The 15,555-nt window shown below is 53.7% G+C and carries 14 protein-coding genes and 1 pseudogene; 9 read left to right on the forward strand and 6 right to left on the reverse strand.

Annotation, left to right across the window (positions count from 1 at the left end; genetic code table 11):
* Positions 1-23: 23 nt before the first annotated feature.
* A complete protein-coding gene (locus tag MON40_RS04005; RefSeq protein ID WP_039862822.1) occupies positions 24-737 on the reverse strand; it encodes an aldose epimerase family protein in 714 nt (237 codons plus the stop codon).
* Between the two features lie 198 nt (positions 738-935).
* Here MON40_RS04005 and dnaX point away from each other — a divergent pair, with 198 nt between their 5' ends.
* From dnaX to MON40_RS04020, 3 genes are all read left to right on the forward strand, one after another.
* Positions 936-3,113: a DNA polymerase III subunit gamma/tau gene (dnaX, locus tag MON40_RS04010; RefSeq protein ID WP_003777314.1), complete on the forward strand. Its 2,178-nt coding sequence runs from the start codon at positions 936-938 to the stop codon at positions 3,111-3,113.
* A gap of 141 nt (positions 3,114-3,254) precedes the next feature.
* A complete protein-coding gene (locus tag MON40_RS04015; protein WP_003744574.1) occupies positions 3,255-3,590 on the forward strand; it encodes a YbaB/EbfC family nucleoid-associated protein in 336 nt (111 codons plus the stop codon).
* Between the two features lie 190 nt (positions 3,591-3,780).
* A complete protein-coding gene (locus tag MON40_RS04020) occupies positions 3,781-4,347 on the forward strand; it encodes a hypothetical protein (RefSeq protein WP_003757391.1) in 567 nt (188 codons plus the stop codon).
* Between the two features lie 161 nt (positions 4,348-4,508).
* On the opposite strand, the gene MON40_RS04025 is transcribed toward MON40_RS04020, so the two are convergent.
* From MON40_RS04025 to MON40_RS04035, 3 genes are all read right to left on the reverse strand, one after another.
* On the reverse strand, positions 4,509-5,552 hold the full coding sequence (locus tag MON40_RS04025; protein ID WP_003777317.1) for a sulfate ABC transporter substrate-binding protein: 1,044 nt from the start codon (positions 5,550-5,552) through the stop codon (positions 4,509-4,511).
* A 385-nt stretch (positions 5,553-5,937) separates the two neighbouring features.
* Positions 5,938-6,147, reverse strand: coding sequence for a heavy-metal-associated domain-containing protein (locus tag MON40_RS04030; RefSeq protein WP_003757400.1), 210 nt, complete (start codon positions 6,145-6,147; stop codon positions 5,938-5,940).
* Positions 6,148-6,963: 816 nt separating this feature from the next.
* Complete coding sequence (locus tag MON40_RS04035; protein ID WP_003765204.1) at positions 6,964-7,533, reverse strand: RBBP9/YdeN family alpha/beta hydrolase; 570 nt, start codon at positions 7,531-7,533, stop codon at positions 6,964-6,966.
* A gap of 103 nt (positions 7,534-7,636) precedes the next feature.
* On the opposite strand from MON40_RS04035, the gene MON40_RS04040 reads away from it, so the two are divergent.
* The gene (locus tag MON40_RS04040; RefSeq protein WP_003777322.1) at positions 7,637-7,954 is read left to right on the forward strand and encodes a hypothetical protein; all 318 of its coding nucleotides are present in this window, start codon (positions 7,637-7,639) and stop codon (positions 7,952-7,954) included.
* Positions 7,955-7,992: 38 nt separating this feature from the next.
* Here MON40_RS04040 and cysD read toward each other — a convergent pair whose 3' ends face one another.
* The gene (cysD, locus tag MON40_RS04045; protein ID WP_003777324.1) at positions 7,993-8,907 is read right to left on the reverse strand and encodes a sulfate adenylyltransferase subunit CysD; all 915 of its coding nucleotides are present in this window, start codon (positions 8,905-8,907) and stop codon (positions 7,993-7,995) included.
* Between the two features lie 85 nt (positions 8,908-8,992).
* Between cysD and MON40_RS04050 the strand changes: the two genes are divergently transcribed.
* The 3 genes from MON40_RS04050 (at position 8,993) to hflX (ending at position 12,137) form a co-directional block, all read left to right on the forward strand.
* Positions 8,993-9,166 (forward strand): hypothetical protein, encoded by a 174-nt coding sequence (locus MON40_RS04050; RefSeq protein ID WP_242925998.1) that lies wholly within the window; start codon positions 8,993-8,995, stop codon positions 9,164-9,166.
* Positions 9,167-9,283: 117 nt separating this feature from the next.
* Entirely contained in the window at positions 9,284-10,699 is a 1,416-nt protein-coding gene (gene cysG, locus MON40_RS04055) for a siroheme synthase CysG (protein WP_003777329.1), read from the forward strand.
* A gap of 247 nt (positions 10,700-10,946) precedes the next feature.
* The gene (gene hflX / locus MON40_RS04060; protein WP_003777332.1) at positions 10,947-12,137 is read left to right on the forward strand and encodes a GTPase HflX; all 1,191 of its coding nucleotides are present in this window, start codon (positions 10,947-10,949) and stop codon (positions 12,135-12,137) included.
* Between the two features lie 191 nt (positions 12,138-12,328).
* Here hflX and MON40_RS13350 read toward each other — a convergent pair whose 3' ends face one another.
* Positions 12,329-12,454, reverse strand: a complete 126-nt coding sequence (locus tag MON40_RS13350; protein ID WP_003757417.1) for a hypothetical protein — start codon at positions 12,452-12,454, stop codon at positions 12,329-12,331.
* Positions 12,455-12,873: 419 nt separating this feature from the next.
* Here MON40_RS13350 and MON40_RS04065 point away from each other — a divergent pair, with 419 nt between their 5' ends.
* Both MON40_RS04065 and MON40_RS13520 read left to right on the forward strand, forming a co-directional pair.
* Positions 12,874-15,345, forward strand: coding sequence for a heavy metal translocating P-type ATPase (locus tag MON40_RS04065; protein WP_003777340.1), 2,472 nt, complete (start codon positions 12,874-12,876; stop codon positions 15,343-15,345).
* 61 nt (positions 15,346-15,406) lie between these two features.
* A pseudogene (locus tag MON40_RS13520) lies at positions 15,407-15,520 on the forward strand (IS5/IS1182 family transposase); the annotation flags it as partial.
* Between the last annotated feature and the right edge of the window lie 35 nt (positions 15,521-15,555).

The raw sequence follows: 15,555 nt of genomic DNA on the forward strand, positions 1-15,555 counted from the left end.
CCTGAAACAAATCCACTCCAAATTCAAGCAATCAAACGGATTTTCATGCCGTAACGCTTTTTGCCATGCCCCGAGACAAACTGCCCACCGCGCGCAGGCGATAAAAAGGCGTTGCCTTCGGCGGTAGGCTCTGCGCAGGTGTATTGTCCGTTTCGGTCGCTCCAAAGCGCGTAAACGGGCAGGTTTTGCGTTCGGATGTCGAGTTTCAGTCCGTCAAACGCAACATGTGTATCCGACGGTGAAGCGACAAATTCCGTGTGTGCGATATAGTCGGCATCGTAGGGCACGCCGTTGAAATCGAATTGGGTGCCGACGGCGGGGAAATAGGGATGGAAACCGGGTGAAGTGCGCACGGGCGCGTCGCCGTAATTGCAGACGGTCAGCGTGGCGACCGCTTCGTTTTCGTTCGGCAGGCTGTAATCCAGCAGCCATTCGACGTTTTCATAGCCCTTTGCCGTGCTGATCAATCTCAAGCCGACATCCGATTCGTTTTGATAACGGATTTGCCAAGTAGAGGTTCTGCCGAAACCGTGTTGCGCCAAATGGTTTTTACTGTCCGGCCCGAACTGCGGCAGGCAGACGTGCATCCCGCCGCGTAATTTTGTATCAGTGCCGACTTGGACGCTGGTTTTCGGGAATAACACTTCTCGACCGTGTAAAACCAAATTGTCCACATATGCGCCCAGGGTGTTTATCTGCATGGATGCGGAATGATTGCGTAAGATGATTTCAGGCATAGTGATTTGTTCTTCAAGATATTTTAGATTTTGTAATATTCTAACGATTATACACGCGCCTTTCCCGATATGCAGACAGAAAATCCTTAATAAAAATCAAAAAAATGCTAAAATACCCGTCATCTTCCAAGGTCGTCTGAAAGGCGTTCAACCACTTTTCAGACGACCTTCCGATTTATTTCCAGCAGAGAAAACCTTATGGCTTATCAAGTTCTTGCCCGCAAATGGCGTCCGAAAACCTTTGCCGACTTAGTCGGTCAGGAACACGTCGTCAAAGCCTTGCGCAACGCGCTGGACGAAGGCCGCCTGCACCATGCCTACCTGCTGACCGGTACGCGCGGGGTCGGGAAAACCACCATTGCCCGTATTCTGGCGAAAAGCCTGAACTGTGAAAACGCGCAACACGGCGAGCCTTGCGGCGTGTGCCAAAGCTGTACGCAAATCGACACCGGACGCTACGTCGACCTGCTGGAAATCGACGCCGCCTCCAACACCGGCATCGACAACATCCGCGAAGTACTGGAAAACGCCCAATACGCGCCGACCGCCGGCAAATACAAAGTCTATATCATCGACGAAGTGCATATGCTCTCCAAAAGCGCGTTCAACGCCATGCTGAAAACGCTGGAAGAGCCGCCCGAACACGTCAAATTCATCCTTGCGACCACCGATCCGCACAAAGTCCCCATTACCGTTTTGAGCCGCTGCCTGCAATTTGTCTTGCGCAACATGACTTCGCAACAGGTTGCCGACCACCTTGCCCATGTTTTAAACAACGAAAACATCGCCTACGAACCTGCCGCCCTGCAACTCTTAGGCCGTGCCGCCGCAGGCTCGATGCGCGATGCCCTGAGCCTGCTCGACCAAGCCATCGCCATGGGTTCGGGCAGCGTTGCCGAACAAGACGTCCGCCAAATGATTGGCGCGGTGGACAAGCAATATCTGTACGAACTGCTGGCGGGTATCGTCAACCAGGACGGCGAAGCCCTGCTGGCGAAAGCGCAGGAAATGGCGGCGCGCGCCATCGGCTTTGACAGCGCGTTGAGCGAACTTGCCATGCTGTTGCAACGCCTCGCCTTGATACAGGCGGTTCCTTCCGCTTTGGCACACGACGACCCTGAGCGCGAAACCCTGTTGCAACTGAGTCAGGCACTCAGCGGCGAACAAATCCAGCTTTATTATCAATGTGCTATCCATGGCAAACAGGATTTGAGCCTTGCGCCCGACGAATACGCCGGCTTCGTCATGACCCTGCTGCGTATGCTTGCGTTTGCGCCGCTGGCAGCGGATGCGCACGACGTTGGCGGACATATTGAAAATACCGAGCTGCATTCTGCCGAAACGGGTGTTCATACCGCAAAAAAGCCTTTACAACTTCCCCAGTCTGAAGCCGCCGAACCACCCGTTCAGAAGACCCCCGCGCCTGCAACGTCGTCTGAAAACAAGGTTGCCGAACCGGTTTCGACTCAAGGAAACAACGACGTCCCACCTTGGGAAGACACGCCGAGCAAGGCAGAAACCGTAACAGAAACGCCTGCACAAACGGCGGATGCGAGCGTTCAGACGATCTCTGACGCAGCAGAGACAAACACACAGTCCGCAAACGAAGCAGAAACGCCGTTTCAGACGACCCCTCAAGACGAAACGTCGTCTGAAAATCAAGTTTCCGATAACGAGGCAGCAAACAACGAAACCGATATTTCCTTGCCTGAGACGTCGTCTGAAAACCCCATTCAGACGACCCCGATTGAAGAAGCCGTGGATGCAGAATCGTTTGCGCATGAAGCTTCCGCAGAGCCTTTCTACGATTACGGTTCGCCCGAGCATGACTACCCCGTAGCGGATAGCGCGGAAATGCCCCCGCCGCCGGATTGGGAACACGCCGTCCCTGCCGATACGGCAGAAGCAGAATCGGAAGCCGAAGAAGACGGTGATGAAGAAGACACGCAGTTCGCTCCGCTGCCCGAGTTCTCTACCGAAAACTGGGCGGCAATCGTCCGACATTTCGCCCGCAAGCTCGGCGCCGCGCAAATGCTGGCGCAACACGCCGCATGGACGCACTACGACGCAGGCAGCCATCTGATGATGCTGTCGATGACCGACGAAGCCCGCGCCACCGCCAACAAAGAGCGGCTCGACAAAATCAAAAACACGCTTGCCGAAGCCTACGGCCTTCCGTTGAAATTGCAAACCGAACCGTGGCGCGACGACGCAGGCTGGGAAACCCCGACCATGCGCCGCCAACGCCTCCAGCTCGAAGGCAGGCAGCAGGCACAGGATTTGCTCGAAGCCGACGAAACCGCGCGTCAGGTTTTAAAAGTTTTCGAAGCCCAATGGCAGCCCGATTCTTTGGAACTGGCGGAGCAGGCGGAATAATGGCAATCGGGAATTTCCGTTTCCCTTCGGATACATAAACATTCAAGTCGTCTGAAAACCGTCAACCCGCTTTCAGACGACCCTTCACACCAAACGGTATGACCCCATAACCTTAACGATTCAACCACAGGAGTTTTAAATATGTTCGGAAAAGCCGGATTAGGCGGCCTGATGAAACAGGCGCAGCAAATGCAGGAAAACATGAAAAAAGCGCAAGCGAAACTTGCCGAGACCGAAGTAGAAGGCGAAGCAGGCAACGGCTTGGTTAAAGTCGTGATGACCTGCGCCCACGTCGTGCGCAAACTCGAAATCAGCCCCGACCTGATTCAAGAAGCCGCAGACGACAAAGAAATGCTCGAAGATTTGGTGCTCGCCGCCATCAACGCCGCTTCTGAAAAAGCCGAAGAAACCACCAACAAAACCATGGGCGCATTTACCCAAGGCCTGCCCGCAGGCATGGGCGACTTCTTCCGCTAAACCCGCGCCGCAAAGCAAATAAAGGTCGTCTGAAACGCCAAAAAGCAGTTTCAGACGACCTTCGGATTATCTGTTTTGCGGATTGAAATCAACATATCGGCAGTCATTCCGCCGCAGGCATATTGAATGCGCCATTGCATTCAAACCCGCTCAATCAAGATTAAAAACCAACCGATACACCAAACAAAAAATGAAACCGTCCCTTCCCATCCGCTCACTTCTTTTAAGCTGTGTGTTCGCCGCAGCAAGCGCAAACAGCCTTGCCGCCGCAACCGTCATTACTTCTCCGGACAAACAGTTCAGCGTCAGAAAAGTCTGCAACCATAAAACTCAAGAATGCTCTTTCTTTGCAAGCAAAAAAGCCATTGCAAAAAATCTTCCCGAAGACAGGACGAGCTATGAATGGCTTGGCAATACCTTTGCATTAAGGATCAGCTTCGGATCGTATGATTCCTACACCACCTTCGCCGACCGTACCCACAAGCCTCATACGCTTTCTTCCGTCATCGCCACCGACAGCAAAACGCAATGCGCCGTGACCGCAGGTTATAAAGGCGTGTCTTTCTACTCGCTGTTCCATGAAAAACCGGTCAAATTCATTTCCGCAAAAGACAAAAAATTCGGCTTCATCCAAGATGTCGCCACGTTGGAATCCGTCGTCGAGGCAGAATTCAAAGGCAAGAAAGTCCGCATGACCTATATGAACAAAGCCGAACGCGATGTCTCGGTCGTTTTGGACAATCCGTGTGTGAAATGATGTGCCAAGTTTGATGGACAAGGTCGTCTGAAAAGATGCCGTTCATTCAAAAGCAAAACAGCCCGAAACCTGACTGAAAAAAGGTTTCGGGCTGTTTGCGCCTGTTTGGCAAACCGAAGCGGGTAGGGCACAAGGCGTGCCGGTTGGGCGGATTGTTTCTTTTAGCGTTTGGGCGAGAGCTGGTCCACCAAGCCGCCGTCGGCAAAATATTTCTTCATGATTTCTGGCCATGTGCCGAATTTTTCATTCGGATTGAACGTTTCGATATCCGGAAAATCAGCTTTGTGTGCGGCGAGGACTTCGCTGTCGCGCGGACGCAGATACAATTTGGCGGCAAGCTCTTGGGCGGGTTTGCTCCAAAGGTAGGACAGATATTCCTGCGCCGCCTGCTGCGTACCTTTTTTATCCGCCACGCTGTCCACGACGGCAACCGGCGTTTCCGACAAAATCGTGTAGCTCGGATAAACAATCTCAAATTGATCTTGAGTCAGTTTTTTGCTGACATGATTCGCCTCGTTTTCAAAAGTAATCAAAACATCGCCGATATTGCGCTGACTGAACGTCGTCGTTGCCGCCCTGCCGCCGCTTTCAAATACCGGCGTGTTTTTCAGTAAGGCAGCGACAAATTCTTTGGTTTTGCTTTCATCTCCGCCAAACGCCTTCAAACCGTAGCCGTATGCGCCCAAAAAGGCATAGCGGCCGTTGCCCGTGGTTTTCGGGTTGGCGAGTACGATTTTTACCCCGTCTTTGGTCAAATCGTTCCAATCCTTGATTTGCTTCGGATTGCCTTTGCGGACGAGGAAAACTGTCGTGCTGGTGTAAGGCACGGCATGGTCGGGCAGGCGTTTTGCCCAGTCGGATTTGACCAAGCCTTTTTGTTCGAGCAGCTCGATGTCGGAAGTCTGATTCATGGTCACCACGTCCGCCGCCAAACCGTTCGCCACAGATAAAGCCTGCTTGCTGGAGCCGCCGTGAGACTGCTGGATTTCAATAGACTCGCCATGATGCTTTGCCTGATATTCTTTAATAAATAACGGGTTATATTCTTTGTAAAAATCCCGTGCCACATCATAAGACACATTTAAAAGCGTAATGCCCTTGCCGTTTGCCACCGGCGCAGCCGCCTTGTCGGCAGCCTGTTCGGATTTGGGCGAGCAGGCGGAAAGAGCAATGACGGCAGCCAGCGACAGTATGCGGATATTCATTCGACACTCCTGAAAAATTCGGAAAACAATTCGCCCGATTCATTGCCGATAAGGACGTAACGCACCAAGCATGAACAGGCAGTGATTACAAAGCACTTTATCTCGAAAGAATAAAAAGCGGAAATAATGTTTGCTTCGGCGGATATCAATTTTGGTTATAAGGTCGTCTGAAAAGCAGGCTTCATTTTCAGACGACCACCGCCGAGACGGAATCTTGTTTTGATTATAGTGGATTAACTTTAAACCAGTACGGCGTTACCTCGCCTTGTTCTGATTTAGTTAATCCACTATATCCGGCGAAAACGTAAAAAAAGGTCGTCTGAAAACGGCTGATTCGGTTCTATATGAACCGGAATCCGTTTTCAGACGACCTTTTCGCAAGCAATCACAAAGCCGCGTCGTATCCGCCGTCTTCCACAGCGTCAATCAACGCCGCCGCATTGGTTTTCGCCGGATCGAATTCAATAACGGCATTTTTGTTTTCCAAACTGACTTCGGCTTTGGCTACGCCGTCGATACCGGTCAAAATGCGGGTAACACTTTTGACGCAACCGCCGCAAGTCATCCCGTCGATATGAAGCGTGAGGGTTTCCATAGGGTTTCCTTTCTGTGGGCAAATATCGTGAAATCCGACAAACTGCTGCAACACTTCAACGCAAACGATGCGCCCAAATGTCGAAACCTAAATGCTTGCAGGATTTCATCCTAGATTGTAGAAAATATCCAAGACAGTACTGTAAACCCTCAAGAGGCAAAGTCAAGCGGGTCGTCTGAAAAAAGCCGTACGCTACTGCTGCCGTGCCGCAGCGGCAGGCAAATATAGTGGATTAACTTTAAACCAGTACGGCGTTGCCTCGCCTTAGCTCAAAGAGAACGATTCTCTAAGGTGCTGAAGCACCAAGTGAATCGGTTCCGTACTATCTGTACTGTCTGCGGCTTCGTCGCCTTGTCCTGATTTAAATTTAATCCACTATAATATGCTGCCAAACAGTTTAAAAGGTTGGGTAAATGAGCGCAGCTAGAGCGAGCCGCAGGCGTAAAGCCCCAAAACACCGAAACTTCAAACCAAAGGTCGTCTGAAAACAAGCGTGAAGCATTTTCAGACGACCTTTCTTATGGGAAGCGGTGTGTTTTTAGGGTTTCGTTCGAGGATGGTTTCAGGGGTTGCCGAATTTTATAGTGGATTAAAATAAAAATGAGACAAGGCGGCAACGCCCGCCGTGTACGGGTAGTACATAAGGGCGTTGGCAACGCCGTATCATTGCAATTTTAATCCACTATATTGAAACTCAAAGGCTTCGTTTGAATAGGTTTGTCGGCTGTATCGGGTGTCCGTCTGGATGTTTCGGACCGGATTGTGTTTGGGAACGGGTATGCAGGTTTGTACGGATGGGTGTTTGATGCGTTCGGGTCAGATTTTGGCTTCCAGCATCGGTTTTAAGGCTTCCCAAGCCTGCGGCAGTTCTGTGAAGCCGTCGGATGCCATCAGGTGTCCGCCTTGGGCGATGTGGGTGACGGGGCTTTTGAGTTTGTCCGCCATGTCCAGGGTCAGTTCGGGCGGGACGTGGGTGTCGTCGTCGGAGACGATGCAGTGTTTGGGCATTTGGATTTTGCGCAGGATGTCGAATTCGGGCGCGGCGCCTTTGATGTAGGCGTCAAGGGCGGGCAGCGGGGGCAGGGGGGCGGCGAATCCCGCCGCCAGTACCAAGCCGCCGATTTTTTCGGGCTGCTGACGGCTGAGGAAGTGCAGAAGGGTGATGCAGCCTAGGCTGTGTCCGACTAAAAAGGTGTTTTCGTCGGGCTTGCCGATGACTTGGTCGAGGGCGAACTGCCACGAGGAAACCGTCGGCCGTTCGGGATTGGGCATCGCCAGCGAGTCGGCTTGGAAGCCTGCGGCGCGGACTTGTGCCGAGAGCCAGTCAAACCAGTTACCGTGCGGATTGCCTTCAAAACCGTGTACGATAAAGACGCGTCGGGGCATGTCGATTACTCCTTTTCAGACGACCTGTCGGGTGTGTCGGTTTACTTATTATAACACTCATTGTTTGTTTCAGTTTTATCGTTATCCTGCGTATGGCGGGTAAATGGGAATCGGGACGGGCGGTAAAACCGAAGGCAAAAAGGGGGATGGCGCGGATTTGGTGTTGGAATCAAGCGCTCGCTTTGGCGCTTGGGCGCGGGGCATTGTTTGGTTAAAGTTCATGTGTGATGCAAATAGTTTTTTTAGATTTGTATCAATAAAAGGTCGTCTGAAATCGGTTTCAGACGACCTTGGGCAGGGAAACATTCAGATATATAGTGGATTAAATTTAAATCAGGACAAGGCGACGAAGCCGCAGACAGTACAGATAGTACGGCAAGGCGAGGTAACGCCGTCCTGGTTTAAAGTTAATCCACTATAAATATTGTGAATGCCGCGGGTTTGGTCGGATTGCTCCGCTTAAAAATAACCCGCCTTTTTACGCTCTTCCATCGCTGCTTCGGACACGCGGTCGTCCATGCGCGTGGCGCTGCGCTCGGAGATGGTTGCCGCCGCGGTTTCGGCGATGATGTCTTCGGGCGTGGCGGCAGTGCTGGCTACGGGGCAGGTGCAGGAAATGTCGCCGACGGTGCGGAAGCGCACGTCGCGGATTTGTGAAACTTCGCCTTCGCGTTTCGGCGTCAACGGGGTAACGGGGACGAGCAGCCCGCTGCGTTCGACGACTTCGCGTTTGTGGCTGTAATAAATCGGCGGCAGCGCGAGGTTTTCGCGGGCGATGTATTGCCAGATGTCGAGTTCCGTCCAGTTTGAAATGGGGAACACGCGCATGTTTTCGCCGCTAAAGAGCCGCGTATTGTAGAGCGACCAGAGTTCGGGACGCTGGCTTTTCGGGTCCCATTGTCCGAATTCATCGCGGAACGAGAAAATCCGCTCTTTCGCCCGCGCTTTTTCCTCATCGCGCCGCGCGCCGCCCATCAGTGCGTCAAAGCCTTGTTCTTCAATGGTTTCCACCAGCGTTACCGCCTGCGCGGCGTTGCGCGAATCGGTTTCGCGGCGCAGGACGACCGTGCCTTTTTTGATGGAATCTTCGACGCTGCCGACTACCAGTTGCACGCCCGTGCGTGCGACGGTTTCATCGCGGAACTGAATCACTTCGGGGTAATTGTGCCCCGTATCGACGTGCAGCAGCTTGAACGGCAGCTTGAGCGGGCGGCCTTCGAGTTTGAACGCTTTGACCGCCAGCGCCAGCAAAACGACGGAATCTTTGCCGCCGGAAAACAGCAGCGCGGGATTTTTCGCCTCGGCGACGACTTCGCGGATGATGTAGATGGATTCGGCTTCGAGCCAGTCTAGGTGGTGGTTTTGAATAGACATATTGTTCTCTTTAGCAAAACTCGGATAGGCGGTACTCTAAAGAGGTCGTCTGAAAAACGGAAAGAATGGTTTGTTTGAAGCAAAGATGATTTCGTTATATTGGCGGGGTCGTCTGAAAAGGGATTGGCGTTTTCAGACGATCCCTTTGCCGCGCGGCAACGGAAACGGCACATATAGTGGATTAACTTTAAACCAGTACGGCGTTGCCTCGCCTTGCCGTACTATCTGCACTGTCTGCGGCTTCGTCGCCTTGTCCTGATTTAAATTTAATCCACCATATAACCAAATTCGATAAGATAAGCAAAAACCATTCTTTCCGCCGAAGCCTGCGGGATTTTAAGATGGGCGGCACGATAGCTTAATAAGAGAACACGCCATGAACCATTATCCCCTGTTTGCCGATTTGAACGGCCGCCCCGTCCTGCTGGCGGGTGCGGGCAAAGTTGCGGAACGCAAAGCCGAAAGCCTGTTGCAGGCAGGGGCTGCGGTCAGGGTTGTCGCCCGCGAACTCAATCCCGTTTTCCAAAAATGGGCGGACGAAGGCAAAATCGAATGGCTGGGCAGCGAATTTCACGAGGACGACTTGGACGGCGTGTTTTTCGCCGTCGCCGCCACCGACGATTACGCCTTCAACCGCCGCATTTTCCAAGCGGCGGAGCAGCGGGCGAAACTCTGCAACACCGTCGATACCGCGGATTTGTGTTCCTTCACTGTCCCCGCCGTCATCGACCGCAGCCCGATCAAAATCGCTGTCTCCAGCGGCGCGACCGCCCCCGTTTTGGCGCGCAAGTGGCGGCAGATCATCGAAACGCTCATCCCGCTGCACACCGGTCAAATGGCGGTGCTCGCAGGCAAATGGCGCAACGCGGTCAAAGCCAAAATCAAAGGCACGGCAAACCGCCGCCGTTTTTGGGAAAACCTGTTTGACAGCCGCTTTAACGCGCTTGCCGCCCAAGGCAACCTCGATGCCGCCGAAGCAGAGCTTGCTGCGCAGCTTGACGGCTTCGGCGCGGCAAAAGGCGAAGTCGTCCTTGTCGGCGCAGGTCCCGGCGACGCAGGGCTGCTCACCTTGCACGCTTTGCAGGCGATACAGGCGGCGGATGTCGTGTTCCACGATGCCTTGGTTTCAGACGACGTTTTAAGCATGGTGCGCAAAGACGCGGACAAAATCAGCGTCGGCAAACGCGCAGGCTCGCACCACGTCCAACAAGAAGAAACCAACCGCCTCCTGGTCGAATACGCCCGCCAAGGTTTGCGCGTCGTCCGGCTCAAAGGCGGCGACCCCTTCGTTTTCGGGCGCGGCGGCGAAGAAGCCCAAGTTTTGAGAGAGGCACACATCCCCTACCGCATCATCCCCGGCATCACCGCCGCACTGGGCGCGACCGCCTACGCAGGCATCCCCCTGACACACCGCGACTGCGCACAAAGCGCGCTCTTCGTTACCGGACACAGCAAACACGACGGCCACCAACCCGACTGGCGCACGCTCGCCCTGAGCAACCAAACACTGGTCGTCTATATGGGCACGCTCAAAGCCGCCGAAACCGCCGAAAAGCTGATGGCGCACGGACGCAGCGGCGACACACCCGTCGCCATCGTCTCCAACGGCACGCTTCCGCATCAGAGCGTCGTAACAGGTCGTCTGAAAAACCTGTCCGAGCTGGCAGAAAACGCCCCGCGCCCCGCGCTGATCGTTATCGGCGAAGTCGTTTCCCTGCGCGACGAATTGAAATGGTTTCAAGAAAACCCCGCGCAAAACCGCCTTCACACGCTGCACGAACAAGCCGCCTGAAGCGTTGTTCAAACCGTTTAAACAAACAAAAGGTCGTCTGAAAACCCCAATCCGGTTTTCAGACGACCTTTCTTGATTATGCTTTCACGGTCGGATGGTGTAAGATGCTGACGCAGCACGCAATCGCGTCAACAAACGCCTCCAACGGAGCGTGCGGCATGCCAAACAGAGATAGGGCAGATAGCGGCCGAGTCATCAAACGGATGGATGCCGCTTTCCGTTTTTTCAAAAAAAGAAAGGATTTTCCTTGTCCAAACGCAACATTTTCCCCGTCGACAAATCTTTGGAGCAACCCGAACGCGTGATGCTGGTCGGGGTGATGTTGAGCGCGGATTATTCGGGCGCGAACGAAGTGCGCGAGCGGACTTTTCAGACGACCTTGGACGAGGCGGCGGAATTGGTCGCGGCGGCGGGCGGCGAGCTGGTGTTGCGGGAAACCGCCAAGCGCGACAAGGCGCATACGGCTTATTTCGTCGGCACGGGTAAGGCGGAGGAGTTGGCGGCGGCGGTGAAGCTGCACGACATCGGGTTGGCGGTGTTCAACCATGAATTGACGCCGACGCAGGAGCGCAATTTGGAGAAAATCCTGCAATGCCGCGTCCTCGACCGCGTGGGTCTGATTTTGGCGATTTTTGCCAAACGCGCCCAATCGCAAGAGGGTAAATTGCAGGTGGAGCTGGCGCAGTTGAACCATTTGAGCGGGCGGCTGGTGCGCGGCTACGGGCATTTGCAGAGCCAGAAGGGCGGCATCGGCCTGAAAGGGCCGGGCGAGACGCAGTTGGAAACCGACCGCCGCTTAATCGGGCAGAAAATCACGGCGTTGAAAAAACAGTTGGTGCAAGTGAAAAAACAACGTGCCACGCGCCGCAAATCGCGGATGGAAGGTCGTCTGAAAACCTTTGCCATCGTCGGCTATACCAACGCGGGCAAATCCAGCCTGTTCAACCGTCTGACCAAGGCGGACGTGTTGGCGAAAGACCAGCTTTTTGCCACGCTGGATACGACGGCGCGGCGTTTGTTCCTGTCGCAAGAGGCGGGCGTGATTCTGACGGATACGGTCGGTTTCGTCCGCGATTTGCCGCATAAGCTGGTGTCGGCGTTTTCGGCGACGCTGGAGGAAACGGCTTTGGCGGACGTGTTGCTGCACGTCGTTGATGCGTCCAATCCCGATTTCGAGCGGCAGATGGACGATGTGAATGCGGTTTTGGAAGAAATCGGCGCGGATGAAGTGCCTCAGCTTGTCGTGTACAACAAAATCGACCTGCTGCCGGAAGGCGTGCGCGATGCGGGCGTGTTGCGGGACAATTCGGGACGCGCCGTCGGCGTGAATATTTCGGTGACGAAAAGTCTGGGCTTGGACGCTTTGCGCGAGGCGATGATTGAACGGGCGTTGGAAAACGGCGGCAAGGGGTCGTCTGAAAACTGCGAAGCCGAATAAAAACAGGATGTTTTGACTGCCGTTGTTTCTCAATGGGAAGGGAGGCGGGGCGGATTTCGATTTCAATCCGGTGTATTTGCCGCCGCGTGTTTAAAAAGGTCGTCTGAAAAAATAAAGGCCGTTTGGAAAACAAAGATAAATCAGGGAGGGTTTATCTTTATTTCCAAACGGCCGTTTAAAAGGTTTCCCGCTTAGAGGGGGAGGAGGCGGCGTTTTTTCAAAACGTTTTCGTAAATCATCCATGCCGCCAAGCTCAGGTAGGCGACGCTGGACAGGATGCCGATAACGGCAAAAATAGGTAGTAGGCGGTCAATCATGATGTTTTCCCAAGTAAGTGGTTAATGGAAATTTTTGTGTAAAAGCGTAATGTTTTGTATTTTTTATTGTACTGTTTGTACGGAATATGCGTGTAGTATGCAGCTTCAAATCGAGTCGGTCAACAAAAATGTATGGTGTTTTTTTAAAAAAGTTCCTTTTTTACATTAAAATAATCGGTAAATTCGACCGATATGCGGTATGGTATGGCAACCGTTCGTCTATTGATAAAAGGATATACTATTGAAAAATATAAATAAATAATATAAAAATATGCAAATTGTTTTAAAATAAACGTTTTGTAAAATATTTTAAAAAATCTGCTAAAAAGCGACACTTTAATAAAGTTTACATTTTTAAACATTTCAAATCCAAGTTTCAAGCGGCAAACCACCTGCCGGCACACCATCAGGCACATATTATGAATCAAACGGAAAGAACCTGTTTCCATTGCGGTTTGGAAGTCCCCGAACACCTCCATCTGACCGTCCGCTACGAAAATGAAGACCATGAAACCTGCTGCGCGGGTTGTCAGGCGGTGGCGCAGAGCATTATTGATGCAGGTTTGGGCAATTATTACAAACAGCGTACCGCCGACGCGGAAAAATCCGAATTGCCGCCGCCGGAAGTGTTGTCGCAACTGAAATTGTACGATTTGCCCGAAGTGCAGGCGGATTTTGTCGAAGTCGGGGAAGGAAATAAGCGCGAGGCAGTGTTGATGCTGGGCGGTATTACATGCGCGGCGTGCGTATGGCTGATTGAGCAACAGCTTTTGCGGACGGCGGGCGTGGTGCGCGTGGATTTGAATTACAGTACGCACCGCTGCCGCGTGGTGTGGGACGAGGGCAAAATCGCGCTGTCGGACATTCTTTTGAAAATCCGCAAAACGGGTTATACCGCCGCGCCTTACGATGCGCAAAAAGTCGAGGCGCAGGCGCAGAAAGAGCGCAAACAGTTTATCGTCAGGCTGGCGGTGGCGGGTTTGGGCATGATGCAGACGATGATGTTTGCCGTGCCGACCTATCTTTACGGCGGCGATATCGAGCCGCTGTTTTTGGAAATCCTGCACTGGGGCGGCTTTTTGATGGTGCTGCCCGTCGTGTTTTACAGCGCGTTGCCGTTTTACCGCGGCGCGTGGCGCGATTGGAAAAACCGCCGCGTCGGCATGGATACGCCGATTGCGATTGCCGTCGTGATGACCTTTGTCGCGGGCATTTACAGCCTTGCCGTCAATGCGGGGCAGGGGATGTATTTCGAGTCCATCGCCATGTTGCTGTTTTTCCTGCTGGGCGGGCGGTTTATGGAACAAATCGCAAGGCGCAGGGCGGGGGATGCGGCGGAGCGGCTGGTGAAACTTGTTCCCGCGTTCTGCCACCGCCTTCCGTCTTATCCCGACAGCGAGGAAATCGAAGAAGCGGCGGTTGTACAGCTTCAAGCCGGCGACGTGATCGTCGTCAAACCCGGCGAAGTCATTCCTGTGGACGGCACGGTGTTGTCCGGCGAGAGCGAAGTGGACGAAGCCATGTTGACGGGCGAGAGCCTGCCCGTGGTTAAAAGGTCGTCTGAAAACGTTACCGCAGGCACGCTCAATACAGGCAGCCCGCTTGTTGTCCGAACCGACCGCACCGGCAACAACACGCGTCTGTCGCACATCGTCAAACTGCTCGATCGCGCGCTCGCCCAAAAACCGCGCGCCGCTGAGCTTGCCGAGAAATACGCTTCCAGCTTCGTGTTTGGCGAGCTGCTGCTTGCCGTGCCCGTTTTCATCGGCTGGACGTGGTATGCCGACGCACAAACCGCCTTGTGGATTACCGTCGCGCTGCTGGTCATCACTTGCCCGTGCGCACTTTCACTTGCCACGCCGACCGCGCTTGCCGCCTCCACAGGCGCGCTTGCCGACGACGGCGTGTTAATCAGCGGCAAACAAAGCCTCGAAACGCTCGCCCAAATCGACGATGTCGTGTTCGACAAAACCGGCACGCTGACCAAAGGACAACTGTCCGTCAGCCGAATCATCCCCTTAGGTCGTCTGAAAACAGCAGAAGCGCTCGCCGCCGCACAAGCCCTGGAGCAACAATCCGAACACCCCATCGCCCGCGCCATCTTGAACCACACGCTTTCAGACGACCCCGCCCCTGCGCCCGAATACACAGTCTCCCAACGCGTCAACCGCATCGGGCAAGGCGTTAGCGCGCAAATGACCTACAAAGGAGAAACCCAAGTTTGGGCATTGGGACGCGCCGATTTTGTCGCCGGAATAGCCGGCGTGTTGCCTGACGAAGCCGCCGGTATCGAACACGCAGGCAGCATGGTGTTCCTCGGCAACCAAAGCGGTTTCCAAGCCGTCTTCCTGCTCGAAGACCAAATCAAAGACAGCGCCGCCGCCATGCTCGACATCCTCAAACAACAAGGCATCCGCACCCACCTGCTCAGCGGTGACCGCACAAATGCCGTCGCACAAGTTGCGCAGGCACTCGGTTTGGACACCTACCGCGCCGAAGCCACGCCTGAAGATAAACTCGCCTATGTTGAAGACTTGCAGAAACAGGGCAGAAAAGTCTTGATGGTCGGCGACGGTATCAACGATGCCCCCGTCCTCGCCCAAGCAGACGTGTCCGCCGCCGTTGCAGCAGGCGCCGATGTCGCACGCGACGGCGCCGATCTGGTCTTGCTCAACGACGATTTGAACATCCTGCCCGCCACCATCGCCCAAGCTCGCCGCACACGCGAAATCATCCGCCAAAACCTCGCCTGGGCAAGCGCATACAACATCATCGCCGTCCCACTCGCCGTCTTGGGCTACGTCAAACCCTGGATCGCCGCATTAGGCATGAGCCTCAGCTCGCTGTTTGTCGTGGGCAATGCGTTGAGGCTGTTGAAGAAAAGAAAATAGTTAATTTTGGAAGAAAGAGGTCGTCTGAAAAACCGGATTTGGAATTTTCAGACGACGTTTTTATAGTGGATTAAATTTAAATCAGGACAAGGCGACGAAGCCGCAGACAGTACAGATAGTACGGCAAGGCGAGGCAACGCCGTACTGGTTTAAATTTAATCCACTATATTTGGTTTTTTAAAGGCAGGTTGGACAGTGTTTTTTGTGGGC

Origin of the sequence: Neisseria macacae ATCC 33926 (assembly GCF_022749495.1) — a bacterium.
GTDB lineage: Bacteria > Pseudomonadota > Gammaproteobacteria > Burkholderiales > Neisseriaceae > Neisseria > Neisseria macacae.